This window comes from Streptomyces sp. NPDC047453 (genome assembly GCF_040643155.1).
Lineage (GTDB): Bacteria > Actinomycetota > Actinomycetes > Streptomycetales > Streptomycetaceae > Streptomyces.
This window is the reverse complement of sequence record NZ_JBEYTS010000017.1, coordinates 39,100-65,914: the sequence shown is the minus strand read 5'-3', so window position 1 is coordinate 65,914 and position 26,815 is coordinate 39,100. Positions and strand designations below refer to the sequence as shown.

The window sequence follows — 26,815 nt, the reverse complement described above, 5'->3', positions numbered from 1 at the left end:
GGCCTGACCGGCGATCACTTCCCCTCCTGCTCGGCCATCGCGTTGATGGCCGCCAGTGACTTGCGCACCTGGTTGCGGTCCGTGGTGTTCCAGAAGTCGGGCAACGACGCCTTCAGATAGCTGCCGTACCGGGCCGTCGCCAGACGCGGATCCAGTACGGCGACCACACCCCGGTCCCCCGAGGCCCGTACGAGACGTCCGGCGCCCTGGGCCATGAGGAGCGCCGCGTGGGTGGCTGCCACCGCCATGAAGCCGTTGCCGCCGGCGTCCTCCACGGCCTTCTGGCGGGCGCTCATCACCGGGTCGTCGGGGCGCGGGAACGGGATCTTGTCCATCACGACCAGCTGGCAGCTGGGCCCGGGGACGTCCACGCCCTGCCAGAGCGACAACGTGCCGAAGAGACACGTCTTCGGGTCCGCCGCGAAGTTCTTGATCAGTTCGCCCAGCGTCTCTTCGCCCTGGAGCAGGATCGGGAACTCGGGGATACGGCTGCGCAGCTCCTCCGCGGCCAGCTGGGCCGCGCGCATGGAGGAGAACAGGCCGAGCGTGCGTCCGCCCGCCGCCTGGATCAGCTCCGTCAGCTCGTCCAGCATGTCCCCCCGGTCGCCGTCCCGCGCGGGACGTGACAGGTGCTTGGCGATGTACAGGATGCCCTGCTTGGGGTAGTCGAACGGCGAGCCGACGTCGACGCCCTTCCACTGCGGAACGTCGTCGCCCTCGGTGCCCTCCGGCGCGAGACCGAGGGAGGCGCCGACGCCGTTGAAGTCGCCGCCGAGTTTGAGGGTCGCGGAGGTCAGGACGACGGAGCGGTCCGCGAAGAGCTTCTCCCGCAGCAGGCCCGAGACGGACATGGGGGCGACGCGCAGGGAGGCGCCGAAGCGGTCGTGGCGCTCGTACCAGACGACGTCCCACTCGGAACCGTTGGTGATGCGCTCCGCCACGTCGTGCACGTTCTCCACCGAGGCCAGTGCCTGTTTGCGGACGGCGTCCTCGTCCTGGACCGACCTGTCCCGGGTCGTGCCGAGCGCGGAGATGACGTTGCGCGCGGCGTCCCGCAGTGCCAGGAGCACATAGCCGAGGTCCTCGGGGATCTCCTCCAGGCGGCCGGGCAGGGCGAGCTCCATCAGGCGCTCGAAGCCCTCGGCCGCGGTCTGCAACTGATCGGCGGCCTTCTCGTTCACCAGCTTGGCGGCACGGCGCACCGCGCGGTTGACCTGGCCGGGGGTGAGCTCACCGGTGGCGACGCCCGTGACCCGTGAGACGAGTTCGTGTGCCTCGTCGACGATGAGCACCTCGTGCTGCGGGAGGACCGGCGCGCCCTCGATGGCGTCGATCGCGAGCAGTGCGTGGTTGGTGACGACGACCTCGGCGAGTTTGGCGTGCTCACGGGCCATCTCGGCGAAGCATTCGGCGCCGTAGGCGCACTTGGAGGCGCCCAGGCACTCCCGCGACGAGACGGACACCTGCGCCCAGGCCCGATCGGACACTCCGGGCGCCAGGTCGTCGCGATCGCCGGACTCGGTCTCGTCGGCCCAGTCGCGCAGCCGCAGCAGATCCTGACCCAGCTTGCTGGTGGGCGCGGCCGCCTCGAACTGGTCGAACAGCCCCTCCTCCTCGTCCTGCGGCATGCCCTCGTGCATGCGGTGCAGGCACAGATAGTTCGACCGGCCCTTGAGCATGGCGAACTCCGGGCGGCGGCGCAGCAGCGGGTGCAGGGCGTCGACCGTGCGCGGCAGGTCCCGCTCGACCAGCTGGCGCTGAAGGGCGAGGGTGGCGGTGGCCACGACCACTCTCTCCCCGTGGGCGAGAGCGGGCACGAGATAGCCGAGGGACTTTCCGGTGCCGGTGCCGGCCTGGACCAGCAGATGCGAGCCGTCGTCGATCGCGTCCGCGACGGCTTGGGCCATGGTCACCTGGCCGGGACGCTCCGTACCGCCGACGGCGGTGACGGCGGCATGCAGGAGTTCGGGGAGGGAGGGCTTCGTCATAGCGCGACCACCCTACGGCTCGGGACTGACAATCGGGCGATCAAGGCGAGGACCGGTGGCCGGGTATCTCTCATGGGGATCCGGCGGGGTGGGAACCGGATCGATCCGAGGGGTGTACCAGAAGTGATGACACTGTGGCGCACTGTCACAGCAGATCACGCAGGGACCGGTCGCGGATCATGAGGGCAGCCCGCTTGGCGGGCAGGTCGATCTCGGCGGCGAACCGGAAACCGGCGCTCAGAAAGGCGGCCAGGGAGGGTGCGTTGCGAAAGTCGGGTTCCGCAAGGACGCGGGCACAGGCGATGCGTTGGTCGAGCACCAGGTCGGCCACGGCTCTGAGCAGGGTGCCGCCAAGCCCCCGCCCACGGTCGGCGACGCCGCCGATGAGGAGATGGATACCGGTGTCGTGCGGCCGTGCCGGGTAGTGCCGGGCCAGGGGATCGAGGTCGGCCCGGTAGATCTCCCAGTAGCTCATCGGAGCGCCTTCGAGCAGGCCGATACAAGGGACGCTGCGACCGTCGCCGTCGAGTTGCGCGAGCAGATGGGCCTCGGTCACGCCCCGCGGCCCGGCCAGCTGCCAGAACTCCGCGACGGCGGGGTCGTTCATCCAGCGGCTGATCAGCGGCAGATCCCGCTCCATCCGGACGGGAACCAGCTGGAAGGCGCCGGCGGGGGTGAGGGTGGGGCCCCAGTCACCCACCCCGTCGAGCAGGTCGGCCGTGGTCGGGGCGTCCTTCCCGGTCGCCTCCCGGAAGAGCGCGACGAAGTCGTCCGGCAGACGCAGGTCGAGCGTGTCCTCGCCGTCGGCACCCGCCTCGGTCGGACGGCGGTGCGGAGCGGTTGCCGGCGCTTGACCGGTGTCGGCGCCGGCATCGGTGGGAGGCATGGCGCGCTCCTCTCGGAAGACGGGTTTGCGGAAGACGGGGGTTACGGAAGACGGGCGTCTGGGTGCGGGTCAGAGGTACAGGGGGTTGGCAATGGTGACGTAGACGGACTGGGTGTCGACCGGGCCGACGAGTTCGTCGAGGCCGTACAGCCGGGTCAGCAGGTTGGCCTTGCAGCGCAGGACCGGGGAGTCGAGCAGGCGGGAGGGGAGGGTGGAGCGCGTACGGGCGGGGCCGCAGGCCGCGTCAGTGAGGAAGCGGCGGAAGGCGGCCAGCAACAGCCGCTCGTCGGCGAGCTGTTGGGAGCCGAAGGCGCCAATGAGACCGAACACGTTGTTGACAGCGAGGTAGTAGGCGAAGCGTTCGTCGGTGACGTCGTCGGAGACGAAGGTGTCGCTGTGCTCGCCGATGCCGGGCAGTCGGGCGTCGAGTTCCGCGTGCCGGGAGACGCGGAAGTAGTAGCCCTGGTTGTCGCGGTAGCGACCGCCCGCGGGCCAGCCTTCGTCGTCCAGCAGGAGCAGCGTGTTCTGCTGGTGGGCCTCCAGGGCGACTCCGGCCTCGCCGTCCAGCCACAGCACGGGGCGGACCACCTGCTCGAGGTAGCGCAGGAACCACTCGGTGGCCACGGCTCTCGACGGGCGGCCGGTGCGGACGGCGAGGCTGGTGACGACCTCGGCCAGGCGGGACCGGAGAGTGAGGGGGGCGCCGGCCCGGGGGTAGGGCCGGGGGGCCACGAGTCCGGCGACGCAGGAGACGTCGTCCGACGGGTTGAACGGGTTGTGCCGGATCATCACGTCCAGGCCCGGCACGGGTGACCCGTCCTGATCGTCCACGGCCAGCCAGGCCGGGTCGCGGACGATGTCGAAGCCGGGGTGCGCCGCGCGCCACTGCTGGGAGAGCCCGCTGCGCAGCAGCCGGTGGACCTCTACACCCCGGTGCAGTTCCTTGCGGAGGTTCTCACGACGGGAGTTGGTGATGTACAGGCCCAGTGACAGCTTGAGCATGGCGGCCGCACCGGTGCGGAGCACGGTGCGTACGGAGGAGGTGGGGTACCAGTACGGCCCGTAGGAACCCAGGTCGCGCAACAGTCCCGCGTCGATCAGGGCCGCCGTGCCCGCGCGGTGGCGCACCTCGCGCAACTGCCACGGGTGCAGTGGCAGGGCGGCGTATCCGTCGGGCAGGGGCAGCCCCGCTCCGGCGAGCCGGGCGGTGAGCAGATTTGCGGGTACGGTCCGGCCGCATTCGGTCCAGGCCGAGTCGGTGGCGAGTACGGAGCGGGCGACCGCCATCCAATGCAACGGGAAGGAGCCTCGCAATTCGGGCGAGTAGTGGCGGACTTCGGCTTCCGAAAGACCCTCGCGGCTCTTGGGGGTCGGGTGCAGCGGGTGTCCGAGCAGGAGGGCCTGCTCGGCGGAGAGGAAGCGGTCGGTTCCGTCGGTGGGACGGTGCCGGCGGTCGCGCAGGAAGAGGGTGGTGCCACGAACGGAGTCGGCGACACGGGCGACGAGGTCGAGGGCGGCGGTGTCGGAGGGCTCGGCCGATGTCCGGTTCGGTGACGGGGCGGTGGCTGTGGGCGCCTGCGAGGCCCTGGGTGCGCGGTTCCTGGTGCGTGCCTCCCGCACCAGCAGGGTGGCGACCGTGACGGCGTCGGCCGGCGGGGCGTCCTCCGGAGCGTCGGCCAGGTAAGGAAGGCCGAAGCGGTGCCAGCCCGTCGGGGACCAGTGATGAACCGGGACGAGCAGGGCCGTCCCGCTGGCCCGGAGGGGGATGCGGAGGGTTCCGTAGCAAGGAGCCGCCGTGTCGGTCTCGCGCACCCAGCAGCGCAGAAGGTTCTCCACGGCCGCGGCCTGGGCGGCGGCGTGCGGGTCGGGGTGTTCGAGGAGGTCGGTGGCCGTCCCGTCGGGCCGCAGGGCGGCCGATGTCCTTCTCGGCTGACGGGGAACCTTCTCGGCCGGGTCGTGGGTGTGGGAGCGGCCGTGGGAGGTGGAGGTGAGGTTCAAGACGGCTCCTCGGAGTGACGTTCGGGTCGACGCGTCCAGCAGATGGCGGGCCGGCCGCGCGGGGGTGGGTGCGACGGTGGTGCGACACCGGACCAGTCGGTAAGGGCTGGCTCGGAGGGGGTGAGGATCTGGGTGTTTCGGAAGTGCCGGCGGGGCGGCTGGGAGGGGACGGGACGGTCGCCTTTGGCGGTCCGTCCGCGCCCCTGGGTTCAGAGTTCGGCGGGGCGGGGGCCGGACGAGCCGATCGGCTCAACCGTCCGGCTCCGGCACCGGTAGCGCGGTCCGGGTCGGCCGAGCGGGGCCGGTGTCGGCTCGGACCCGCTCGCCCCGGGGCGCCCGCCGACCAACGCGGCCGCGGGGCGCTACCCCGTGCCTTCCGAACGGCCGGCGGGTCGCGGCGGTCTCCAAGAGGTCCCGCGCTCCTGACCGTCTCGGCCGGTGTGGCTCCGGGTCGCCGCCTCGACCGCGTCGGCCAGGCGGCCGAGGACCGCGGCGGCCTGCTCGTCGGTGATCGTCAGCGGGGGAAGGAGCCGTACGACGCTCGCGTGGCGGCCGCCGAGTTCGACGATCAAGCCCCGCCGCAGGCACTCCCGTTGGACGGCGGCGGCGAGTTCGGGTGCGGCGGGACGGGGCTCCCGGACGCGGGGCAACGTCGGCCCGGCACCCGGGTTGTGATCGACACCGCCACCCCCGCCGACACCGCCACCCCCGCCGACGCCGCCCCCGGCATCGGCACCGGCGCCCTTGGGGCAGATCAGGTCCGAGCCGACGTCGGCCCCGCTGTCCCTCTCGGGTTCCCCTTCCGGGTTCACCAGTTCGAGGCCGATCATCAGCCCGCGTCCCCGTACCTCGCCGAGGCAGGGGAAGTGACCGGCCAGGTCGCGGAGTTGGGTCAGCATGTGGAAGCCGAGGGATGCCGCGCGTTCGGCGAGGCGGTTCTCCCGGACGTGGGCCAGGGTGGCCGTGCCCGCGGCCATGGCGAGCTGGTTGCCGCGGAACGTTCCCGCGTGGGCTCCGGGTTCCCACACGTCGAGGTCGTCGCGGTAGACCACGACCGCCAGCGGAAGGCTGCCGCCGATGGCCTTGGACAGCACCATCACGTCCGGCGTCACACCGCTGTGCTCCACCGCCCAGAAGGCACCCGTGCGGCCCACCCCCGTCTGGATCTCGTCGGCGATCAGTGGGACGGACCGGTCCTCGGTGATGCTGCGCATGCGCCGCATCCAGTCGTCCGGGGCGGGAAGTACCCCGCCCTCGCCCTGGACGGGTTCGAGGATCATCCCGGCGGGCAGCGGTACGCCCGACTTCGGATCGTCCAGGACGGACTCGGTCCAGCGGATGGAGAGTTCGGCCCCGCGCGCGCCGCCGACGCCGAAGGGGCAGCGGTAGTCCTGCGGGTAGGGCAGGCGCGCGACCCGTACGTCGGTGGCATGGCCCGAGGCGGCGAGCGCTCCTTCGGTCATCCCGTGGTAAGCGCCGGAGAAGGCCAGTATTCCGGTGCGGCCGGTGGCGGCCCGGACAAGTTTGAAGGCGGCCTCGACCGCGTCCGTGCCGGCCGGGCCGCAGAACTGCACACGCGCGCGGTCGGCGAGTCCGGGCGGCAGAGTGTGGAACAGCTCGGTGACGAAGGCGTCCTTGACGGGTGTGGCGAGATCGAGGGCGTGCAGGGGCGCGCCCGAGTCGAGGACCTCACGGATGGCTTCGAGGACGACGGGGTGGTTGTGGCCGAGGGCGAGGGTGCCCGCGCCCGAGAGACAGTCCAGGTAGCGGCGGCCATCGGCGCCCTCGATGGTGAGCCCGCGGGCCCGGACGGGCACGATCGGCAGGGCACGCGCATAGGTGCGTGCCGCCGACTCGCGCGCCGACTGCCGCCGCAGCATCCCCTCGAACGAGGCGCGCGCCCCCGCCGACGCGCAGCCTCCGGGCGCAGACTCCGTCACGGTCACGGTCCTTGTCCTCCCGCTGTCCCAGAGCGTCGGCCTGCCGCTGACGCAAGGCGCCGGCCTCACGCCGCCGGGGCGAGTCGCCGCCCGCGGCACGGGGTCCCGGACGCAGACATCAGGACCCTCACCGCTACAACCCCGGACGGTCCGCACGGTTACGGTTGCGCTCAAGATCCTTGTGGCCGTGGCGCGTTGCTCGTCGGCGTCCTCGGCCGGACCTGGCGAGATCACTCACGGCCCGCGGCCGCACAAGGCGGCGTGCGACGGCAGGGAGCGGGAGGCAGAACGCCAGGAGGCGGGTGGCAAAACATCAGACGCCGGCAGGCAAATCACCATGCAGCGGGTGACAACTCGCATCGGTCTCGCATCGGACAATGGGGATCGCAGGGGAAGCCGGCCGAGCGAGGTGCGGGGACATGAGCGACGAAACACCGCCCGTGGCGGGGTTGACCACGGGGGCTCTGGCCCGCCGCCTGGGCGTCTCCCCGACCACCCTGCGCTCCTGGGACCGCCGCTACGGTCTGGGGCCCGCCGTGCGGGCGCGGGGACGGCACCGCCGCTGGAGCCCGCAGGACGTCGCGATGGTGGAGGAGATGTGCCGGCTGACGGCGGCGGGTGCGCCACCCGCCGAGGCCGCCCGGGTGACCCGCCTCGGGCGCGGCCCGGCCGGGCAAGCCGAACCGGCCGCCGCCGTGGCCTCCGCCCGGTCCGCGCCGTCGTCCGGGGCGGAGGGGCCTCCCCGCCGCGGGGGCGCCGGCGGCGGGCTGCCGCTGGGCGACGTGCGGCAGGAGTGCCGGGGCCTGGCCCGTGCCGCGGTGCGCCTGGACTCGCCGGAGCTGGAGAGCCGGCTGCTGGAGGCGGTCGGGCGGTACGGGCTGACGGTGGCGTGGGAGGAGGTGATGGTGCCGACCCTGCGCGCGGTGGGCCGCAAGTGGGAGTCGTCCGGCGACCGGTACGTGGAGGTGGAGCACCTGCTGTCCTGGCAGGTGTCGAGCACACTGCGCAGCACGCCGCTGCTGCTGCCGCACGCCGCGGCGCGGGTGGACGCTCCGCCGGTGGTGCTGGCCTGCGCGCCTGGTGAGCAGCACTCCCTCCCCCTGGAGGCGCTGAACGCGGCGCTGGGCGAGCGCGGGGTGCCGACCCGGATGCTGGGCGCCGCGGTGCCGGTGGAGGCGCTGATCGCCTGTGTGCGGCGCACTGGTCCGACCGCCGTGGTCCTGTGGTCGCAGGCCCGCTCCACCGCGTCGGTGCCGTTGGCGCGGCACGTCGCGGCTCTGGAATGGGGGGCGCCTGGTGCGCGCAGGCGGCCTGCCGTCCTGCCCGCCGGTCCGGGCTGGGAGCGGCGGACCTGCGGGGGCTTCCCGCGCTGCGCGGCCCTGCGGGACGCGGTCGAGACGCTGACCCGCCTCTGCGGTGACGACGGTGCCGTGGCGCACGCCCCACGGCTGCGCTGAGGGCCCGGAATCGGACGAACTGCCAGACCAGACAGCCTGTGGCGAAACCGCTGCCCGTAGCGAAACCGTTGCCGTTCCGTCAACGGTCCCCCACGCCGACCGCATAGTGTGTGGTGCCGTTCGCGCACACCGTGAGACCAGGACGAACTGGGCCTGATTTCAAGGTGAGAGCGTGATGGCAAGGAGCAAGTCCGTTCACAGCAGGGGGAGTAAGAGCATGCGACCCATACGCCCGTTCTTCAACGCTCGTCGAGGAGGGGGCGCCCGCCGCACAACCTCACCCGTGCTGACCTCCGTGGCCCTGGCCTCGGTGCTCGCGCTCTTCGCCACCGGCTGCGACTCGGGCGACAGCAAGGCCGACGACCGGCCCACCGCCGTCGCGACCGCCGACGACACGGGCGCAACCGCCGACGGAAAGATCAAGATCCCGGACGACCTGAGGAAGAAGCTCAAGGAACACGGGATCGACATCGACAAGTGGAAGAACGGCGCCTGGAAGGACTGGAACCAGGACGACTGGCTCCGCGAGGCGAAGGACTTCGTCAACCCGATCATCAAGGACCTGTGGGATCCCGACCGGATGCGCCGCGCCAAGGACCCGGACAAGGGCGTCGACGACAACGACCTCTCCGGCGACCAGGGTGTCACCGACCCGACCCCGGCCCAGGTGAGGGCGCGTGCGGTCCCGCCGGCGTACCACGCGAACGCGGCGACGGCGGGGAAGGTGTTCTTCGACTCCCCCGAGGGCACGATGGTCTGCTCGGCGACGGTCGTTCAGGACCCGGCCCACCCGGGCAAGTCCAACCTCGTGTGGACGGCCGGCCACTGCGTGCACGCCGGTAAGAAGGGCGGCTGGTACCGCAACATCGCCTTCGTGCCGTCGTACAACGACGCGGGCCGCAGCACCGCCGAACTGCAGAACGCCGGCAAGGACGAGGTCGCACCGTTCGGCGTGTGGTGGGGGGACTGGGCGCAGACCTCGGAGCAGTGGATCGAGCAGGGCGGTCCGACCGGCGGGCAGGGTGCCGCCTACGACTTCGCCGTCATCCATGTGACGCCCGAGCAGGGCGACTCCGGCAAGTCGCTGGAGGAGACCGTCGGCGCGGCGCTGCCCGTGGACTTCGCCGCCCCGGCCGTGAAACAGGTGCGGAGCCTGACCGCGACCGGCTACCCGGCCGGGCCGCCGTACGACGGGCAGCGGCTGTACCAGTGCCAGGACAAGCCGGGCCGGCTGTCGCTGAACGCCTCGGACCCGACGATGTACCGCATCGGCTGCACCATGACCGGCGGCTCCTCCGGCGGTGGCTGGGTCGCGACCGGCTCGGACGGCAAGCCCGCTCTCGTCTCCAACACCTCGATCGGTCCGGTCACGGCCGGCTGGCTGGCGGGTCCGCGGCTGGGCCCGGCGGCCAAGGACGTGTACGACGCGGTCAGCGGCAAGTTCGCAGGACAGTAGGCAGGCCGAAGGCGGCGGGGTGTCTCACGGAAACCTTCACCGTCCCGCCTCCGTTCGCACTCGATTCCCCGGGCATAGTGGGGTGCCGCTCCGGACGGCTCCGCACGGAAACGCCCGGATGACAAGCGCATGACGCCAAGGGCGCTCGGCGCTCGGGCCGGGCGCACGGCATTTCACACCAATCAACGGGGGTTCATCGCACCATGCAGTTCATACCTGGTTCCGCCACGCCCCGGCGCGCGCGCCGGCGCACCGTCCTGGCCGCCACCGGACTCGTCGCGGCCCTGGCGCTCACCGCCACCGCCTGCGACGGCTCGGGCAAGGCCGACGCCGCCGGCACGCCGGACGCCGCCGCCTCGCAGTCCGCGGACAGCGGCAGCGACGACGGCAAGGTCAGGATTCCGGCCGACATCGCGGACAAGCTCAAGGAGCACGGGTTCGATGTCGACAAGTGGCAGCGCGGCGGCTGGAAGGACTGGGACAAGGACAAGTGGCTCAGTGAGGCCAAGGACTTCGTCAACCCGGTGATCGAGGGCCTGTGGCAGCCCGAGCGGATGAAGTCCGCCCAAGAGGCCGACAAGACGGTCTCCACCCAGGACGCCGCCGCCGACCAGGGCGTCAGCGACCCGGCGCCGCGGCCGGTCCGGGCGCAGGCGGAGAAGACGCCGTACCACGAGAACGCCGCCCCGGTCGGCAAGGTCTTCTTCGACTCGCCCCAGGGCTCGATGGTCTGCTCGGGCACGGTCGTCAAGGACGTCAACCACCCGGGCAAGTCCAACCTGGTGTGGACCGCCGGCCACTGCGTGCACGCCGGCCGGGACGGCGGCTGGTACCGCAACATCGCTTTCGTCCCGGCCTACAACGACCTCGGCAAGTCCGCGGCGCAGCTGAGCAACGCGAAGGCCTCCGAGGTCGCCCCGTACGGCGCCTGGTGGGCGGACTGGGCGTCCACCTCCAACCAGTGGATCCAGGGCGGTGCGGAGACGGGCGGCGCGGGCGCCGCGTACGACTACGCCGTGCTGCACGTGAAGCCGGAGTCCGGTTCCCGCTCGCTGGAGGAGACCGTCGGGGCGGCGCTGGACGTGGACTTCTCCGCGCCGCCGACGGCGCAGGTCGCCACGATGGGCGCCTGGGGCTACCCGGCCGCGCCTCCGTACAGCGGTCTGAACATGTTCCGCTGCGTCGACCGGCCGGGCCGGCTGTCGCTCAGCCCGTCGCTCCCGACGATGTACCGCATCGGCTGCACCATGACCGGCGGCTCCTCCGGCGGTGGCTGGTTCCGTGTGGTGGACGGCAGGACGAAGCTGGTGTCCAACACCTCCATCGGCCCGGCGGACCACACCTGGCTGGCGGGTCCGCAGCTGGGGCAGGGCGCGGAGGCGCTGTACCAGAACATGAGCAGGACCTACGGCGGCCGGTGACCCGGTGACCCGGTGACGAAGCCGAGGGCCCGCCCCCTTCGACAGGGGGCGGGCCCTCGGGCCGTGCGGTTGTGGGTCAGAGCGCGGGCGCGGGCGCGTACGGCGCCAGTTCCGCCGCGAGCTCCTCGTGCACCCGGGCCTTGAGCAGGGTGCCCTCCGCGGTGTGCTCCTCGGAGATCACCTCGCCCTCGGTGTGGGCACGGGCGATCAGCTTGCCGTGGGTGTACGGCACCAGCGCCTCGATCTCGACGGACGGCCGGGGCAGCTCGCTGTCGATCAGCGCGAGCAGCTCGGTGATGCCCTGCCCGGTGCGGGCCGAGACGACGATCGAGCGCTTCTCGATCCGCAGCAGCCGCTGGAGCACCAGCGGGTCCGCCGCGTCCGCCTTGTTGACCACGACGATCTCGGGTACGTCGGTGGCGCCGACGTCCCTGATCACCTCGCGCACCGCGGCCAGCTGCTCCTCCGGGTCGGGGTGGGAGCCGTCCACCACGTGCAGGATGAGGTCGGAGTCGCCGACCTCCTCCATGGTGGAGCGGAAGGCCTCGACCAGGTGGTGCGGCAGGTGCCGGACGAAGCCGACGGTGTCCGCCAGCGTGTAGAGCCGCCCGCTCGGGGTCTCGGCCCGCCGCACGGTCGGGTCCAGGGTCGCGAACAGGGCGTTCTCGACCAGGACACCCGCGCCGGTGAGCCGGTTGAGCAGGGAGGACTTGCCGGCGTTGGTGTAGCCGGCGATGGCGACGGAGGGCACCTTGTTGCGGCGCCGCTCCTGGCGCTTGATCTCGCGGCCGGTCTTCATCTCCGCGATCTCCCGGCGCATCTTCGCCATCTTCTCGCGGATCCGCCGACGGTCCGTCTCGATCTTGGTCTCACCGGGACCGCGCGTGGCGAGGCCGCCGCCGCTGCCGCCGCCCATCTGCCGGGACAGCGACTGACCCCAGCCGCGCAGCCTCGGCAGCATGTACTGCATCTGGGCGAGCGCGACCTGCGCCTTGCCCTCTCGGGACTTGGCGTGCTGGGCGAAGATGTCCAGGATCAGGGCCGTACGGTCGATGACCTTGACCTTGACGACGTCCTCGAGGTGGATCAGCTGGCCAGGGCTGAGCTCACCGTCGCAGATGACGGTGTCCGCGCCGGTCTCCACGACGATGTCCCGCAGCTCGTTCGCCTTGCCGGAACCGATGTAGGTGGCCGCGTCGGGCTTGTCACGGCGCTGCATGACGCCGTCGAGCACGACCGCGCCCGCGGTCTCCGCGAGGGCGGCCAGCTCGGCCAGGGAGTTCTCCGCGTCCCGCGCGGTCCCGGAGGTCCATACGCCGACGAGCACGACCCGCTCCAGGCGGAGCTGGCGGTACTCGACCTCGGTGACGTCCTCGAGCTCGGTGGACAGGCCCGCGACACGGCGCAGCGCCGCCCGCTCGGAACGGTCGAACTGATCGCCGTCCCGCTCTCCGTCGAACTCGTGGCTCCAGGTGACGTCCTCTTCCATCAGGGCATCGGCCCGGAGACCTTCGGGGTAGGAGTGCGCGAGGCGCTTGCCGTCCTGGGACGCCTCGAACGACTGGGAAGAGGAAGAAGAGGAGGTCATTTGGTCCTTACGTGGTGGGAGAGTCCTTCACCGGTCAGAACGTACGAGCGCCCCGGGAGATTCCCGTGGCCCCGTGCGGCGCCGGTCTGAAGATGGTCGCACGGTACGGCCCGTCTCGTCACTGCGTTATTCCTCCGGGTGCCATCACCATTCGCGTCCCGCCACGTCCATTCACCTCCGTTCACGTCCCCTCACTTCTTCGCCGTCCGAGGCGGCGGGGCGGGCTTCCAGTCGGGGTGGCCGGGCATCGGCGGGGTCTTCTCGCCGTACAGCCAGGCCTGGAAGAAGCCGCTCAGGTCACGTCCGGCGATGCCCGAGGCCAGGCGCTCGAAGTCGGCCGTGGTGGCCGTGCCGTCCCGGTGGGCCAGCACCCAGGCGCGCTCCAGGCGCTCGAAGTCCGGCTTGCCGATCTCCTGGCGCAGCGCGTACAGGACGAGCGCGGCGCCGTCGTAGACGTTCGCGCGGAAGACCCCGATCTTCTGGCCGGGCTTCGGCGGCTTGGGCAGCGCGGGCGGTCCGCCGGCCTCGCGCCAGCGGTCCGAGGCGCCGTAGGCGGCCTTCATACGGGTCTCCAGCGGCCTCTGCCCCTTCTCGTCGGCGTACAGGGCCTCGTACCAGGTGGCGTGGCCCTCGTTGAGCCACAGGTCGGACCAGGTGCGGGGGCTGACACTGTCGCCGAACCACTGGTGGGACAGCTCGTGCACCATGACCGACTCGACATACCACCGAGGGAGGGCGGGTTCGGTGAACAGCTTCTTCTCGAAGAGGGACAGGGTCTGCGTCTCGAGTTCGAAGCCGGTGGCGACGGAAGCCATGAGCACGCCGTACGTCTCGAAGGGGTACGTCCCGACCTTGCTCTCCATCCAGGCGATCTGGTCGGGGGTCCTGGCCAGCCACGGTTCGAGCGCCTCGCGGTCCTCGGCGGGGACGACGTCGCGCAGGGGGAGGCCGTGCGGGCCGGTGCGGTGCACCACGGTGGAGCGGCCGATGGACACCTGAGCCAGCTCGGTGGCCATGGGGTGCCGGGTGCGGTACGTCCAGGTCGTCGCCCCGCCGGTCCGGGTGACGCCGGCCGGAAGGCCGTTGGCGACGGCCGTGTACCCGTCGGGCGCTGTGACGTGGAAGGTGAACATCGCCTTGTCGGAGGGATGGTCGTTGCACGGGAACACCAGGTGGGCGGCGTCGGCCTGGTTGGCCATGGCGAGACCGTCCGCGGTACGCACCCAGCCGCCGTCGCGGCCCTTCTCGGGCACGGGGTCGCTGGTGTGGTGCACGGTGATGCGCATCCAACTGCCTTGCGGCAGCGGGAACTTCGGGGTGACCACGAGATCCTCGCCCGCGGTGGTGAACTCGGCGGGCAGGCCGTCGACCTCGACGGCGTCGACCGTGCCGTGCGCGAAGTCGAGGTTCACGCGCTCCAGGTTCTCGGTGGCCCACGCGTCGATCGTGGTGACGGCCTGGAGCGGTTTGCCGTTGTCACCGCCATAGGTGAACGACAGGTCGTACGACGACACGTCGTACCCGGGGTTGCCCAGGTACGGGAAGAGCCGGTCACCCACGCCCAGCGGCTCGGCCGGAGCGCTCGCGGCGACGAGACAGACGGAGACGGCGGACGCGAGGAGTGTCGCCTTCAGGCGACGCGGGACACGTGATCCAAGGCTGAGCGGCATGGACCACCGCTACCAGCGGCCACCCGCCCCACAGCGCCGACGCGCGTCCAACCCACCCGAAAGAGCCCCACGGGAGCACGCCGAGGGCCGCGAAGGCGCGGGAGCCTACCGCTCACACCCCTGGTGGCTGAGGCTGGGTGCGGCTCACGTCGTAGACGCCCGGGACGTTGCGCATCGCGCGCATCAGGGCCGGGAGCCCGGCCGCGTCGGGGAGTTGGAGGGTGTACGTGTGGCGGACGCGCTGCTGGGCCGGCGGGGCCACGGTCGCGGAGACGATCTCGACGCCCTCGAGGGCGATGGCCTCGGTGAGATCGGCCAGCAGGTGGGGGCGGCCGAACGATTCCGCGAGCAGCGTGACACGGCACGCGGCGGTCTCTCCCCAGCGCACGCCGAACTCCGCGCGCCCCGCGTTCCTCATCCGCGCGACCGCGGCGCACTCCACGCGGTGCACGGTCACCATTCCCCCGCGCACGGCGAAGCCGGTGATCTCGTCGGGCGGCACGGGCGTGCAGCAGCCCGCGAGCCGTGCGGCCGCGTCGGGCCGGCCGACGACCACGACGCTCGCCGTGTCCGGCCCGAAGGCGGCCGGCACGTCGGGCCCGGCCGACGGGACCGCTCCGGCGGGCACCGGAACCGGCGGCATGCCGGAATCCGGACCGGCCCGCTCAGCCGCGGCGGAGCCGGCGCGCACGGGGCCGCCCGCGGCCGGTGCGGCGTCCCCGGCGGCGTCCTGAGCCCGGTCCGCGGCGGGCTGACGGGTGGCCAGACGGCGTTGGATGGCGATGCGGGCGGCCGGGGTGTGGGCGTGGTCCAGCCATTCCTCGGACGGCTCGGAGGCCGGGTCCTGGCCCATCAGGAGCTGGACGGTGTCGCCGTCCTTCAGGACGGTGCTCAGCGTCGCCAGGCGGCCGTTGACGCGGGCGCCGATGCACGCGTGCGCGTCCTCGCCGTACTGGGCGTACGCGGCGTCCACGCATGTGGCGCCCTCGGGCAGGCCCAGGGTGCCCCCGTCGGGCCGGAAGACGGTGATCTCGCGGTCCTGGGCGAGGTCTTCGCGCAGGGTGGACCAGAAGGTGTCGGGGTCCGGCGCGGCCCGCTGCCATTCGAGGAGGCGGGAGAGCCAGCCGGGGCGGGTGGGGTCGGCGCGCTCGCCGTCGCTCGCGGAGTGCTCCTCCGCGGGAGGGGCGTAGGGGTTGCCGAGTGCGACGACCCCGGCCTCGGCGGCCTTGTGCATCTGGTGGGTGCGGATGAGGACTTCGACGACCTGTCCGTCCTCGCGGGCCACGGCGGTGTGCAGCGACTGGTACAGGTTGAACTTGGGTACGGCGATGAAGTCCTTGAACTCCGAGACGACGGGCGTCATGCAGGTGTGCAGCTCACCGAGGACGGCGTAGCAGTCGGCGTCCTCGTTCACCAGCACCAGCAGCCGTCCGAAGTCGCAGCCGCGCAGTCGGCCGCGCTTGCGTGAGACCCGGTGCACGGAGACGAAGTGCCGTGGTCTGACGAGTACTTCGGCGGAAACGTCCGCCTCGCGCAGCACCCCGCGCACCTGCTCGGCGACCTCGGTGAGCGGGTCACCCGGGCGGCCCGCGTTCTCCGCGATCAACTCCCGCGTGTGCGCGTACTCCTCGGGGTGCAGGATCGCGAAGACGAGGTCCTCCAGCTCGGTCTTGAGCGCCTGCACGCCGAGCCGTTCGGCGAGCGGGATGAGGACGTCCCGGGTCACCTTGGCGATACGGGCCTGCTTCTCCGGGCGCATCACGCCGAGGGTGCGCATGTTGTGCAGCCGGTCGGCGAGTTTGATCGACATCACGCGGACGTCGCTGCCGGTGGCGACGAGCATCTTGCGGAAGGTCTCGGGCTCGGCGGCCGCGCCGTAGTCGACCTTCTCCAGCTTGGTGACGCCGTCGACGAGGTAGCGGACCTCCTCGCCGAACTGCTCGCGGACCTGGTCCAGCGTCACGTCCGTGTCCTCGACGGTGTCGTGCAGCAAGGACGCGGTCAACGTCGTCGTCTCGGCGCCGAGTTCGGCGAGGATGAGGGTCACGGCGAGCGGATGCGTGATGTAGGGCTCGCCGCTCTTGCGCATCTGGCCGCGGTGCGAGGACTCGGCCAGGACGTAGGCGCGGCGCAGCGGTTCGAGGTCCGCTTCCGGGAAGTGCGCGCGATGGGCCTCGGCCACGTGGCCGATCGCGTCCGGCAGCCGGTCGCGGGCGGCCGGGCCGAGCAGTGCGGCACGGCCGAGGCGGCGCAGGTCGATCCGCGGGCGGGCCCTGCGCCGTGGCCCCACGGGAGACACCGGGCCCGGGGCCGCAGGATTCGTGGCATCCGCACTCATGGGCACCTCCGGCTGCGTGGACCGGCGGACGGGGCGCCCCAGGGCGTACGCGGCACAGGGGTTGGCTACGGATCCCCCGTCCGGGCCGGTGATTGATGCTACCGAGCCCAGCACGCCCGACCGGCCGTCTCTCGGTGAGCGTGAAACGGATCACCCATTCGAGCGATGGCCAGGAGGTTTACGGCTTTCAGTCACCTGACAGGAGGTCAGCCGTGGATTCGCCGCCCGTAGCCGCCTCCGGGCATACATATGACCTTCCCATGGGCCGTCCGGGCTGCGATACCCAGCCGACCGACCATCAGCCGGCCGCTGTTTCCAGCCACTTCGCGTCGATCTCGCCCTCGGCGACGATCACGGCGGAGCCGGTCATCTCGATCTCGCCGTCCGGCCGCTCAGTGATCACCAGCGTTCCGCCGGGGAGGTCCACCGTGTACGTCGCCGGGGTCCCGGTGGCCGTCGGGTCGGCGCCGTCGCGCCGGGCGGCCGCCACGGCGACGGCACACGCGCCCGTGCCGCACGAGCGGGTCTCGCCCGAGCCGCGCTCGTGCACGCGCAGGGCGACGTGGCGGGGACCGCGGTCGACGACGAACTCGACGTTCACGCCGTCCGGGTAGGCGGAGGCCGGGCTGAAGGGCGGCGGGGAGAACAGGTCGCCGGCGTCGGCGAGGTCGTCGACGAAGGCGACCGCGTGCGGGTTGCCCATGTTCACGTTGCGCGCGGGCCAGCTGCGCCCGCCGACGCTCACGGTGACGTCCCCCTCGGGGAGCCTCGCCCTGCCCATGCCGACGGTGATGTCACCGTCCTTGGCGATGTGCACCGTCTTCACGCCCCCGCGCGTGGCGACCGCGAGGTCGCCCTCCGTCGTGTGTCCGGCGTGCTGGAGGTAGCGCGCGAACACCCGCACGCCGTTGCCGCACATCTCCGCGACGGAGCCGTCGGCGTTGCGGTAGTCCATGAACCACTCCGCCTCGGCCGCCATGCCGCGGGCCTCGGGGTGCGCGGCGGAGCGCACGACGTGCAGCACCCCGTCCCCGCCGATGCCCGCGCGGCGGTCGCACAGGGCGGCGACGGCCGCCGGGGACAGCTCGACGGCGTTCTCCGGGTCCGGGACGATCACGAAGTCGTTCTCCGTGCCGTGGCCCTTGAGGAAGGGGATGCGCGTGCTCATGGCTCGATCGTACGGGGTCGCTGCGGCGACCCGGTGATCATGTCCAGCGGCCGCAGGGCCGGTCCGCGGTACGGGTGCCCGGATCCTGGTGAAGCCGGGGTCCGGGCGCGCGGCCTGGCGAAGCCGGGGCCTGCGCGGCCTAGCGGAGCCGGGCGACCCGCCAGACGGCGAGCACCACGACCACGGTGACGACGAGGGCGTACGCGCCGATCACCCGCCAGTCCAGGCGCCGCCCGGAACCGCGCGGCGGCAGGCCCGGCCAGGTGTGGCCGACGCGGCGGGCGGCCATCATGCCCCAGCCCGCCGAGCAGGAGCAGATCAGCAGCCCCAGCATGGCGATCACGGCGCCGTTGTCGCCGTCGAAGGCCAGCGGGAAGGCGAACATCAGGGAGCCCACGACGGCCAGGCCCACGATCGGGGCCAGTTGCCAGATGCGCAGCCGCCGCTGCGGGCGCAGCTCGACCTCCACCTCTGGCCCGGCGAACAGCTCCTCGGGCCCGGGGCCGTCCGCGGTCACGCCGCCCTGCGTCTCGTCGGGCCCGTCGGGGCTCAACGAGCCGTCGTCCGGTTCCGCGCCGCCGCGCTCCACGGTGATGCGGTCGGTGTCTTGTGCGGTGTCGCGAGGGCCGGCCTCCATCGCCACGCGCCCTCCCAACTAGGACTTCACTCGGTCGATCCGAGCTTGATGATGGCACGGCGCCGGAGGCCTGGATGACGGCCTGGGCGTCCCGATGCCATGACGTGATCAGGCTGTAACCGGTCGTTCGATCAACGCCAGGGCGAGATGCGGAAGTTCTGTGAGATCCGCCGCAGCCCCGCTCAGCCAGTGCACACGGGGGTCCCGGCGGAACCACGAGTCCTGGCGCCGCGCGAAGCGTTTCGTGGCGCGTATGGTCTCCGCGCGCGCCTCGTCGAGCGTGCACTCCCCCGCGAGCGCCGCGAGCACCTGCTGGTAGCCGAGCGCGCGCGATGCCGTACGCCCCTCGCGCAGGCCCCGCGCCTCCAGCGCGCGCACCTCGTCCACGAGCCCCGCCTCCCACATGCGGTCGACCCGGCGCGCGATGCGTTCGTCGAGTTCGGGTCGGGTGACGTCGACGCCGATCTGGACGGTGTCGTAGACCGAGTCGTGGCCCGGGAGGTTCGCGGTGAAGGGGCGGCCGGTGATCTCGATCACCTCGAGGGCCCGGACGATCCGGCGGCCGTTGCTGGGCAGGATCGCCCGCGCGGCCTCGGGGTCGGCGGCGGCGAGGCGGGCGTGCAGCGCGCCGGAGCCGCGCAGCGTGAGCTCGTCCTCCAGCCGGGCGCGCACCTCGGGATCGGTGCCGGGGAACTCCAGGTTGTCCACGGCCCCCCGGACGTACAGGCCGGAGCCGCCGACCAGGACCGGCCAGCGCCCCTCGGCGAGCAGCGCGTCGATCCGCTCCCGGGCGAGGCGCTGGTACTCGGCGACGGACGCCGTGACCGTCACGTCCCAGATGTCGAGCAGGTGGTGCGGTATACCACCGCGCTCCTCGGGCGTCAGCTTCGCGGTGCCGATGTCCATCCCTCGGTAGAGCTGCATGGAGTCGGCGTTGACGACCTCGCCGCCGAGGTGCTGGGCCAGAAAGACGCCCAGATCGGACTTTCCGGCCGCAGTGGGGCCGACGACGGCGATGACGCGGGGGGCGGGGGGTGCGCTGCTCACCGCACCAGTCTCCCAAACCCCGCAGGAGGTGCCTCGCACGAGTCGTGTGACGGCGGGTGACGGGGTAGGACGAGTAGGGTATCGAGTGAGTATGGGCGTTTTTGCGCGACTCCTTCGGTGGTCGAAGGGCCGGAGGGGAACTCGACCGCCGGGGGAAAGGAATCCGCCCCATCAGGGAAGGTGAACCATGGGTCTGCTGGACAACATGAAGGCCAGGATCGGCCCGGCGAAGGAGAAGGTGTCGGACCTCGCCCAGCGCCACGGGGGCACGATCGGGCAGAGCCTCGACAAGGCCGCGAAGGTGGTCGACGAGAAGACCAAGGGCAAGTACAGCGACAGGATCCACGCGGGTACGGGCAAGGCCAAGGACGCCATGGACCGGCTCGCCCACAAGGGCGGGACGAGCCCGGAGACCCGTACGGCCCCGGAGGCGGGCACGAGCCCGGACCAGGGCACCGGCACGGCGCCGGGCGGCGCTTCCGCTCCGACACCGCCGGAGGGACCGCCGCCCACGTCCTGAGGGGCGTCGGCGGACGGCCGGGAGGCGCGATGCGTCCCGGCCGTCCGCCGTGTCCGACGCCTTTCGTTCACGACCAGGCCGCGACCAGGTACCCCACACCGTACGGCGCGTCGTCGTAGAGCAGCGTGCCGGAGAGGCCGGCGCCCTCGGCCGCGCCGGCCAGCACCTGCCAGGGGGCCCGGCCCGACGCCTTCAGTTCGTGCGCCGTCTCCACGTCGAGCGCCAGGAGAGCCTGTGTGTCGGCCTCCCCCAGTGCCCGGGCGACGCCCGCGTCGAAGGGTTCGGCCCGTTCGTCGAGATATCCCGGCGCCTTGAGCGTGCGCCGCGCGCTGGCGTCGCCCATCACCAGCAGCGCCACACGGCCGGCCCGCGCGGCGAGGTCCCGGCCGGCCGCCGCGCACCGCTCGGGTGCCGGCGACTCCCCCACACCGAGCCCCTCGACGGGGATGTCGGACCAGCCGATGCGCTCCAGCAGCCAGGCGGCGACGGCCAGCGAGGGCGGCAGCTCGCGCCCGGCGCCGGTACCCGTGTCCCGGCCGAGCCGTACCTCCAGGTCCACACCGAAGCCGCGGAACGAGCCCCGGGTGCCCTCCGGACAGACGCCGCGCCCGGAGGCCTCCGCGGGTCCGACGACCACCAGCAGGTCGGGCCGGGCGGCGGCGAGCACGCCCAACGCGTCCGCGCAGGCGGCCCGGGCGGAGTCCAGCTCGGGTGCGGCTCCCGCGGCCACCTCGGGCACGAGGAGGGGCGGGCAGGGGCAGACAGCGGCGGCGACAAGCATGATCCGCAGGGTAACGCCGCCGGACGGCCGGCCGTCGGGCGGCCGCTCGCTCGACGGGTCAGTCGCAGCCGCAGCCGCTGTTCGCGGCGACCGGCAGCGGCTCGGGAACGCCCACCTTCGGCAGGCCGAGCATGACACCGGCCGGCTGGGCGGCCTCGGCGGCGTTGCGCTTCTCCCACGCGTCACCCGCGCGCGTGCGGCGCACACCGAGCACCGGGCCCTCGGCGAGGAGGTGGTGCGGGGCAGCGTAGGTGATCTCGACCGTGACCACGTCGCCGGGGCGCACGTCCTGCTCGGGCTTGGTGAAGTGGACCAGGCGGTTGTCAGGGGCGCGGCCGGAGAGGCGGTGGGTGGCGCCGTCCTTGCGGCCCTCGCCCTCGGCGACCATGAGCTCCAGCGTGCGGCCGACCTGCTTCTTGTTCTCCTCCCAGGAGATCTCCTCCTGGAGCGCGACCAGCCGCTCGTAGCGCGCCTGGACGACCTCCTTGGGGATCTGGTCCTCCATTTCGGCGGCCGGGGTGCCGGGACGCTTGGAGTACTGGAAGGTGAACGCCTGCGCGAAGCGCGCCTCGCGCACGACGTGCAGCGTCTGCTCGAAGTCCTCCTCGGTCTCGCCGGGGAAGCCCACGATGATGTCGGTGGTGATCGCGGCGTGCGGGATGGCGGCGCGGACCTTCTCGATGATCCCGAGGTAGCGCTCCTGCCGGTAGGAGCGGCGCATCGCCTTCAGCACCGTGTCGGAGCCGGACTGCAGCGGCATGTGCAGCTGCGGCATGGCGTTCGGGGTCTCGGCCATCGCGGCGATCACGTCGTCGGTGAAGTCGCGCGGGTGCGGCGAGGTGAAGCGGACCCGCTCCAGGCCGTCGATGTTCCCGCAGGCCCGCAGCAGCTTGCTGAACGCCTCGCGGTCGCCGATGTCGGAGCCGTAGGCGTTGACGTTCTGGCCGAGCAGCGTGATCTCGGAGACGCCCTCGGCGACCAGGGCCTCCACCTCGGCGAGGATGTCGCCGGGGCGGCGGTCCTTCTCCTTGCCGCGCAGCGCGGGGACGATGCAGAAGGTGCAGGTGTTGTTGCAGCCGACGGAGATCGAGACCCAGGCCGCATACGCGCTCTCGCGCCGCGTCGGCAGCGTGGAGGGGAACGCCTCCAGGGACTCGGCGATCTCCACCTGCGCCTCCTGCTGCACGCGGGCGCGCTCCAGCAGGACCGGCAGCTTGCCGATGTTGTGCGTGCCGAAGACGACGTCCACCCAGGGCGCCTTCTTCACGATGGTGTCCCGGTCCTTCTGCGCCAGGCAGCCGCCGACCGCGATCTGCATCCCGGGCCGCTTCGCCTTCTGCGGCGCCAGGTGGCCCAGGTTGCCGTACAGCCGGTTGTCGGCGTTCTCCCGGACGGCGCAGGTGTTGAAGACGACGACGTCCGCGTCGCCGTCCGCCCCCTCCGGCGCCCGCACGTAACCGGCGTCCTCGAGCAGGCCGGCCAGCCGCTCGGAGTCATGGACGTTCATCTGGCACCCGTAGGTGCGGATTTCGTAGCTCTTGGGTCCTTGAACGTCCACTGCGGGGCTCCGGTCGCTGCTGCTGGTCATGCATCAAGGGTAGGTGGTTCCCGGACGGCCCCGGGACGGCGGAGCGTCACGCCCTCCAGGCCGGGGCGTCACGGACTTCCAGGCCGGGCAAGGCCGTGCACCGCGCGGATCCACGGGAGCGACGGCCCGGCCGGAGAGCTTTGCGCCCTCGTGACGGCGACACGACCGGCCACTTCCTCCCGCATGGGGGCAACTGGCCCAAAATGACACGCGTGACGGAGCTTCGTGACGCCCTGCGGGCACCCGCGCCGGAAGTGCCCCCGACCGCGGTGCTGCGCGCATGGCTGCTGCGGCCGGCCGGTCCCGTCCCGGTCGCCCTCCTCGCCGTCGTCCTGTGCGCCCGCGCCGCGCGGGTGGCCGTCGTGTTCACCGGGGGAGGCATGGACAACGCCTTCGTCGTCCATGCCGGGCAGATCTGGCTGGGCGGCGGCGCTCCGTACGCCGACCGGCGCTTCCTGTACCTGCCGAGTGCCGTGCTGTTCGCCGCCGGGCAGGCCGCGCTGCCGGCGGCCGTGGTGCGCGTCGCCGCGCCGCTGGTCTGCGTGGCGCTGATCGCGGGCGGCTGGTGGTGTGCGGTACGCCTGTTCCGGGTGCCGGCGTGCAGCCGGTTCGCGGTGCTGGGGCTGCTGGGGCTGGTGCTGTGCTGGGCGCCGGTCGGCCACCTGGTGAACCTGGGGAACTGGACGGCGGTCAGCGCCCTGGCGTTGCCGCTGGCGCTGTTGCTGGCCGACCGGGGCCGCTGGGACCTGGCCGGGGTGGTCCTGGGCCTCTCGGTGGCGGTGAAGCCGCTGCTGCTGCCCGTGGTCGTCCTGCTGGTGCTGGCCCGGCGGTGGCGGGCGCTGGCCTGGATGGTGGCGGTGCCCCTGGCCCTGTCGTCGGGCGCGGCCCTGATCATGCCGGACCCGGGCGGCTTCTTCACCCGCACGCTGCCCTTCCTGCTCAAGGGCGGGGACGGTCTGATGCGGCCGTTCGACTCCTCCCTGCCGGCGGTGCTGCCCCGGCTGGGGCTGCCGCCCGGTCCGGCCGAGGTGCTGGCCCTGGCCGCTGCGGCGGCCGGTGTGCTCTGCGCCCGGCTGCGCTGGCGGCGTGCCGATCCCGGTCCGGCGCGGCTCGCGGACACGGCCGCGCTGCTGATGCTGGCCTCCTACCTGGTGTCCCGGCCGTCCTACGACCACTACCTGGTCGTCGTGGTGCCGCTGCTGGTCGCCGGGGCGCTGGAGGCGGACTCGGTGACGCGTTCGCCGTGGTTCTGGGTCGCGCTCGTCCCGCAGGTGCCCCAGTTCGCCTTCCCGTACCTGGACGCCTCGACCCGCAGGGCGTTCAAGGACGCGGCCACGCTGTCCGGGCTCGCGCTGGTGCTCGCCGTGCGGTGCGCCCGGTCTTCCCCGCGGTGGCCCGCCGGATCGGAGTACGCAGCCCGCGTCAGGCGCCGTCGGGGGCCCAGCCCTGCCGGCGCAGCACGGCCGACACGTCGGGCGCCACGTAGTGCTCCCCCTTGAGCACCTTGCCGTCGGCGCGGCGGGCGACCCGGCCGTCCGGGCCGAGCTTGGTCATGTTGGCGCGGTGGATCTCGGCGATCACCTCGTCGAGGTCGATGCCGTGCACCAGGGCGGTGCCGTACGCCACGTACACGACGTCCGCCAGCTCGTGCGCGAGCCGGTCGAGCGGGCCGCCGACCGAGACCTCAGCGACCTCGGCCGCCTCCTCCGCGAGCAGTTCCCCGCGGTGCGCGGCGAGCTCCGGCGGCACCCGGGTGGGCGTGGGGCGGGCGTCGAGCCCGAAGGCACGGTGGAACTCACGGACCAGATCGGCGGGCGAGGAACTCATACCCGCGAGGTTAGCCGCAGGCTCGGACTGCACCGGCCGCCCGCCGGGCCGCCCGCCCCTGGTCAGCAGGGCCTCCCCCTGGCAGGATCGCGCGCATGCCAAAGCCGTTCCCCCGCATCGGACGACGCCGCGGCCTCCAGGGCACGGCCGCCGGGGTCGTGGTCCTCGGGCTGCTGCTGTGGTGGCTGCTGCCCCTGGGCGACGCCCCGCCGAGCGGGACGATCACCTTCAGCACGGGAACTCTGCGCGGGGTCTACCAGGAGTACGGCGTGCGGCTGCGCACCGCGTTCGCCAAGGACATGCCCGATCTGGAGGTGCGGCTGCTGACCAGCGACGGCTCGCAGGAGAACGTCGCGCGGGTGGCGGCCGGCCGGGCCGACTTCACCATCGCCGCCGCGGACGCGGTGGAGACGTACGAGGTGAACCACGGCCCGGGTGCCGCGCGGCTGCGCGGTGTGGCCCGCCTCTACGACGACTACGTGCAGCTCGTCGTCCCCAGCGACTCGCGCATCCACTCCGTGTCGGACCTGCGCGGCAAGCGGGTGTCGGTCGGGCCGCCGGAGTCCGGTGTCCGGCTGATAGCCGAGCGGGTGCTCAGGACGGCCGGGATCGACCCGGAGACGGACATCCGCCCGATGGGCGACGGCATCGGCACCGCTCCGGACCGGCTGCGGCGGGGTGAGCTCGACGCGTTCTTCTGGTCGGGCGGACTGCCGACGGACGGTCTGCGGCGGCTGGCCGAGAAGTTCGCGTTCCGTTTCGTGCCGATCGAGGCCGAGCTGGTCGCCAGGCTGCACGCCGAGGGCGGCGCCACACGCTACTACCGCGCCACCAACATGCCGGAGTCGGCGTACCCGTCGGTCCAGAAGGGCCAGACCGTCCCGACGATCGCCGTGTCCAACGTGCTGATGACGCGCAAGGACATGGACCCGAGGCTGACGGAGTGGGTGACCCGCACGGTCATCAAGAGCCGCGACGGCATCGGCGCCCACGTCCACTCCGCCCAGCTGGTCGACCTGCGCACCGCGATCTACACCGACCCACTGGCCCTGCACGAGGGCGCGCGGCGCTACTACCGCTCGGTCAAACCGTAGGCACCGACCTCGGCACGGCCACCGTCACCCGCAGTCCGCGCGGCTCCTCCTCCCGGTGCCGGGCGTAGGAGATCGAGCCGCCGCCGGCCGCGAGCAGCGCGCGGGAGATGGACAGGCCGAGTCCCGAGCCCTTGATGTTCTGGTGGCGCCCACTGCGCCAGAAGCGGTCGCCGACGCGGGCGATCTCCTCGTCGGTGAGGCCGGGACCGTGGTCGGCGACCACGATCGTCGACGTGTCGCGGTGGAAGGAGACCGTCACCTCGACGCTCCCGCCGCCCGGCGTGAACTTCACCGCGTTGTCGATCACCGCGTCCAGCGCGGAGGACAGTGCCACGGGGTCGGCCCAGCCCGTGGTGGCCGGGCAGTCGCCGGCCAGCCGCACCCCCTTGGCCTCGGCGGCCGGCGCCCAGGCCGCCACCCGCTCGGCGGCCAGCTCCCCGATGTCGATGAGCTTCAGATCCGGCTCCGCGTGCTCGGCGAGCGCCAGGTCGAGCAGGTCGTCCAGGACCTGGGCGAGGCGCTTGCCCTCGGTGCGCACGGAGGCGATCTCCTCGTTGTCCTCGGGCAGTTCGAGCGCGAGCAGCTCAATGCGCAGCAGCAGCGCGGAGAGCGGATTGCGCAACTGGTGCGAGGCGTCGGCGACGAAGGCCCGCTGCTGCTCCAGCACGTCCTCGACGTTGTCCGCCATCTCGTTGAACGACCGGGCGAGCCGCTGCAGTTCGGGTGGCCCGCCGGCGGCCGCCACCCGGGACTTCAGCCGCCCGGTGGCGATGTCGTGGGTGGTGGCGTCGAGGATCCGTACGGGCCTGAGCACCCAGCCGGTCAGCCGCAGCGCCGCGCCGACGGCGAGCAGCATCGCGGCGATCTCGCCGGTGCCGACGAGCAGCCAGCCGTGCAGGGTCCGCGAGCGCATCTGCCCGGTCGGCGAGTCCGTGACGACGACCGCGACGACGTCGCCGTCCCGGATCACCGGGGAGGCGACGACGAGCCGGTGGCGCTGCCAGGGCCAGACCTGTTCCGGGTCGTGGCTGCGCCGGCTCAGCAGCGCCTCGTCGAAGGCGTCGCGGACCTCGCCGAACGCGGGCAGCGACCAGTCGTCCGGGGCGTTGGCCATCGGGACGCCGGTCCGGTAGAAGACGCCGGCCCGGATGCCGTAGACCCCGTGGTAGCTGCCGAGTTCGCGGCGGAGGGTCTCCAACCGCTCGTCCGGGACCGTGCGCCGGGAGCCGCTGGCCCCGTCCGTGACGAACTGGGCCAGGGCTGCGAAGCGCGCGGTGTCGTCGATGCGGTCCACGACCGCCTTCTGCTGCTCGGCGCCGGCGACACTGACGGCGAGCGGGACGCCGAGGGCGAGCAGGACGGCCGCCATCAGGACGATGAGCAGCGGCAGCAGACGTGAGCTCACCCGTCC

Annotated in this window: 20 protein-coding genes; 6 read left to right on the top strand and 14 right to left on the bottom strand. The window is 72.6% G+C overall.

Annotated features, from left to right (window positions below; translation table 11 throughout):
- Positions 1-14 precede the first annotated feature (14 nt).
- The 4 genes from ABZ818_RS17735 to ABZ818_RS17720 all read right to left on the bottom strand — a co-directional run bounded on the left by ABZ818_RS17735 (position 15) and on the right by ABZ818_RS17720 (position 6,818).
- Positions 15-1,988: an ATP-dependent DNA helicase gene (locus tag ABZ818_RS17735; protein ID WP_361415230.1), complete on the bottom strand. Its 1,974-nt coding sequence runs from the start codon at positions 1,986-1,988 to the stop codon at positions 15-17.
- A 145-nt stretch (positions 1,989-2,133) separates the two neighbouring features.
- Positions 2,134-2,874: a GNAT family N-acetyltransferase gene (locus ABZ818_RS17730; protein WP_361415229.1), complete on the bottom strand. Its 741-nt coding sequence runs from the start codon at positions 2,872-2,874 to the stop codon at positions 2,134-2,136.
- Between the two features lie 69 nt (positions 2,875-2,943).
- Positions 2,944-4,782, bottom strand: coding sequence for an IucA/IucC family protein (locus ABZ818_RS17725; RefSeq protein ID WP_361415345.1), 1,839 nt, complete (start codon positions 4,780-4,782; stop codon positions 2,944-2,946).
- 452 nt (positions 4,783-5,234) lie between these two features.
- Positions 5,235-6,818, bottom strand: coding sequence for a diaminobutyrate--2-oxoglutarate transaminase family protein (locus ABZ818_RS17720; RefSeq protein WP_361415228.1), 1,584 nt, complete (start codon positions 6,816-6,818; stop codon positions 5,235-5,237).
- A 413-nt stretch (positions 6,819-7,231) separates the two neighbouring features.
- On the opposite strand from ABZ818_RS17720, the gene ABZ818_RS17715 reads away from it, so the two are divergent.
- The 3 genes from ABZ818_RS17715 to ABZ818_RS17705 all read left to right on the top strand — a co-directional run bounded on the left by ABZ818_RS17715 (position 7,232) and on the right by ABZ818_RS17705 (position 11,146).
- Positions 7,232-8,269 carry a MerR family transcriptional regulator gene (locus ABZ818_RS17715; RefSeq protein ID WP_361415226.1) on the top strand — a complete coding sequence of 346 codons (1,038 nt, stop codon included), beginning with the start codon at positions 7,232-7,234 and terminating at the stop codon, positions 8,267-8,269.
- Between the two features lie 217 nt (positions 8,270-8,486).
- On the top strand, positions 8,487-9,725 hold the full coding sequence (locus tag ABZ818_RS17710) for a hypothetical protein (protein WP_361415224.1): 1,239 nt from the start codon (positions 8,487-8,489) through the stop codon (positions 9,723-9,725).
- A 203-nt stretch (positions 9,726-9,928) separates the two neighbouring features.
- Positions 9,929-11,146 (top strand): hypothetical protein, encoded by a 1,218-nt coding sequence (locus ABZ818_RS17705; RefSeq protein ID WP_361415222.1) that lies wholly within the window; start codon positions 9,929-9,931, stop codon positions 11,144-11,146.
- Positions 11,147-11,222: 76 nt separating this feature from the next.
- Here the strand turns inward: ABZ818_RS17705 and hflX are convergent, their stop codons facing one another.
- The 6 genes from hflX to miaA all read right to left on the bottom strand — a co-directional run bounded on the left by hflX (position 11,223) and on the right by miaA (position 19,594).
- Positions 11,223-12,734, bottom strand: coding sequence for a GTPase HflX (gene hflX, locus ABZ818_RS17700; RefSeq protein WP_361415220.1), 1,512 nt, complete (start codon positions 12,732-12,734; stop codon positions 11,223-11,225).
- Positions 12,735-12,925: 191 nt separating this feature from the next.
- Positions 12,926-14,404, bottom strand: coding sequence for a M1 family metallopeptidase (locus ABZ818_RS17695; protein WP_361415218.1), 1,479 nt, complete (start codon positions 14,402-14,404; stop codon positions 12,926-12,928).
- A 112-nt stretch (positions 14,405-14,516) separates the two neighbouring features.
- Entirely contained in the window at positions 14,517-16,742 is a 2,226-nt protein-coding gene (locus ABZ818_RS17690) for an HD domain-containing protein (protein ID WP_361415216.1), read from the bottom strand.
- 298 nt (positions 16,743-17,040) lie between these two features.
- Positions 17,041-17,910, bottom strand: coding sequence for a diaminopimelate epimerase (gene dapF / locus ABZ818_RS17685; protein ID WP_361415214.1), 870 nt, complete (start codon positions 17,908-17,910; stop codon positions 17,041-17,043).
- 139 nt (positions 17,911-18,049) lie between these two features.
- A complete protein-coding gene (locus tag ABZ818_RS17680; protein ID WP_361415343.1) occupies positions 18,050-18,547 on the bottom strand; it encodes a hypothetical protein in 498 nt (165 codons plus the stop codon).
- Between the two features lie 108 nt (positions 18,548-18,655).
- Positions 18,656-19,594, bottom strand: a complete 939-nt coding sequence (gene miaA / locus ABZ818_RS17675; protein ID WP_361415212.1) for a tRNA (adenosine(37)-N6)-dimethylallyltransferase MiaA — start codon at positions 19,592-19,594, stop codon at positions 18,656-18,658.
- A 187-nt stretch (positions 19,595-19,781) separates the two neighbouring features.
- Here miaA and ABZ818_RS17670 point away from each other — a divergent pair, with 187 nt between their 5' ends.
- The gene (locus tag ABZ818_RS17670; RefSeq protein WP_361415210.1) at positions 19,782-20,114 is read left to right on the top strand and encodes an antitoxin; all 333 of its coding nucleotides are present in this window, start codon (positions 19,782-19,784) and stop codon (positions 20,112-20,114) included.
- A 67-nt stretch (positions 20,115-20,181) separates the two neighbouring features.
- Here the strand turns inward: ABZ818_RS17670 and ABZ818_RS17665 are convergent, their stop codons facing one another.
- Both ABZ818_RS17665 and miaB read right to left on the bottom strand, forming a co-directional pair.
- Positions 20,182-20,895: a class III extradiol dioxygenase subunit B-like domain-containing protein gene (locus tag ABZ818_RS17665; protein WP_361415208.1), complete on the bottom strand. Its 714-nt coding sequence runs from the start codon at positions 20,893-20,895 to the stop codon at positions 20,182-20,184.
- Between the two features lie 58 nt (positions 20,896-20,953).
- Positions 20,954-22,483 carry a tRNA (N6-isopentenyl adenosine(37)-C2)-methylthiotransferase MiaB gene (gene miaB, locus ABZ818_RS17660; RefSeq protein WP_361415206.1) on the bottom strand — a complete coding sequence of 510 codons (1,530 nt, stop codon included), beginning with the start codon at positions 22,481-22,483 and terminating at the stop codon, positions 20,954-20,956.
- 212 nt (positions 22,484-22,695) lie between these two features.
- On the opposite strand from miaB, the gene ABZ818_RS17655 reads away from it, so the two are divergent.
- Positions 22,696-23,982, top strand: coding sequence for a glycosyltransferase 87 family protein (locus ABZ818_RS17655; protein ID WP_361415204.1), 1,287 nt, complete (start codon positions 22,696-22,698; stop codon positions 23,980-23,982).
- On the opposite strand, the gene ABZ818_RS17650 is transcribed toward ABZ818_RS17655, so the two are convergent.
- The gene (locus tag ABZ818_RS17650) at positions 23,906-24,310 is read right to left on the bottom strand and encodes a MazG nucleotide pyrophosphohydrolase domain-containing protein (RefSeq protein WP_361415202.1); all 405 of its coding nucleotides are present in this window, start codon (positions 24,308-24,310) and stop codon (positions 23,906-23,908) included. The two genes, ABZ818_RS17655 and ABZ818_RS17650, sit on opposite strands and share 77 nt — an antisense overlap.
- Before the next feature lie 95 nt (positions 24,311-24,405).
- On the opposite strand from ABZ818_RS17650, the gene ABZ818_RS17645 reads away from it, so the two are divergent.
- Complete coding sequence (locus ABZ818_RS17645; RefSeq protein WP_361415200.1) at positions 24,406-25,404, top strand: TAXI family TRAP transporter solute-binding subunit; 999 nt, start codon at positions 24,406-24,408, stop codon at positions 25,402-25,404.
- On the opposite strand, the gene ABZ818_RS17640 is transcribed toward ABZ818_RS17645, so the two are convergent.
- On the bottom strand, positions 25,394-26,809 hold the full coding sequence (locus ABZ818_RS17640) for a HAMP domain-containing sensor histidine kinase (RefSeq protein WP_361415198.1): 1,416 nt from the start codon (positions 26,807-26,809) through the stop codon (positions 25,394-25,396). The two genes, ABZ818_RS17645 and ABZ818_RS17640, sit on opposite strands and share 11 nt — an antisense overlap.
- Positions 26,810-26,815 lie beyond the last annotated feature (6 nt).

What these genes read in the sequence shown, in the direction of transcription:
- ABZ818_RS17710 (WP_361415224.1), top strand. Translation starts at nt 8,487, where the DNA reads ATGCGACCCATACGCCCGTTCTTCAACGCTCGTCGAGGAGGGGGCGCC.
- ABZ818_RS17650 (WP_361415202.1), bottom strand. Translation starts at nt 24,310, where the DNA reads ATGAGTTCCTCGCCCGCCGATCTGGTCCGTGAGTTCCACCGTGCCTTC.
- ABZ818_RS17665 (WP_361415208.1), bottom strand. Translation starts at nt 20,895, where the DNA reads ATGCTTGTCGCCGCCGCTGTCTGCCCCTGCCCGCCCCTCCTCGTGCCC.
- ABZ818_RS17645 (WP_361415200.1), top strand. Translation starts at nt 24,406, where the DNA reads ATGCCAAAGCCGTTCCCCCGCATCGGACGACGCCGCGGCCTCCAGGGC.
- ABZ818_RS17695 (WP_361415218.1), bottom strand. Translation starts at nt 14,404, where the DNA reads ATGCCGCTCAGCCTTGGATCACGTGTCCCGCGTCGCCTGAAGGCGACA.
- miaB (WP_361415206.1), bottom strand. Translation starts at nt 22,483, where the DNA reads ATGACCAGCAGCAGCGACCGGAGCCCCGCAGTGGACGTTCAAGGACCC.
- ABZ818_RS17730 (WP_361415229.1), bottom strand. Translation starts at nt 2,874, where the DNA reads ATGCCTCCCACCGATGCCGGCGCCGACACCGGTCAAGCGCCGGCAACC.
- ABZ818_RS17690 (WP_361415216.1), bottom strand. Translation starts at nt 16,742, where the DNA reads ATGAGTGCGGATGCCACGAATCCTGCGGCCCCGGGCCCGGTGTCTCCC.
- ABZ818_RS17715 (WP_361415226.1), top strand. Translation starts at nt 7,232, where the DNA reads ATGAGCGACGAAACACCGCCCGTGGCGGGGTTGACCACGGGGGCTCTG.
- ABZ818_RS17670 (WP_361415210.1), top strand. Translation starts at nt 19,782, where the DNA reads ATGGGTCTGCTGGACAACATGAAGGCCAGGATCGGCCCGGCGAAGGAG.
- dapF (WP_361415214.1), bottom strand. Translation starts at nt 17,910, where the DNA reads ATGAGCACGCGCATCCCCTTCCTCAAGGGCCACGGCACGGAGAACGAC.
- hflX (WP_361415220.1), bottom strand. Translation starts at nt 12,734, where the DNA reads ATGACCTCCTCTTCTTCCTCTTCCCAGTCGTTCGAGGCGTCCCAGGAC.
- ABZ818_RS17705 (WP_361415222.1), top strand. Translation starts at nt 9,929, where the DNA reads ATGCAGTTCATACCTGGTTCCGCCACGCCCCGGCGCGCGCGCCGGCGC.
- ABZ818_RS17680 (WP_361415343.1), bottom strand. Translation starts at nt 18,547, where the DNA reads ATGGAGGCCGGCCCTCGCGACACCGCACAAGACACCGACCGCATCACC.
- ABZ818_RS17735 (WP_361415230.1), bottom strand. Translation starts at nt 1,988, where the DNA reads ATGACGAAGCCCTCCCTCCCCGAACTCCTGCATGCCGCCGTCACCGCC.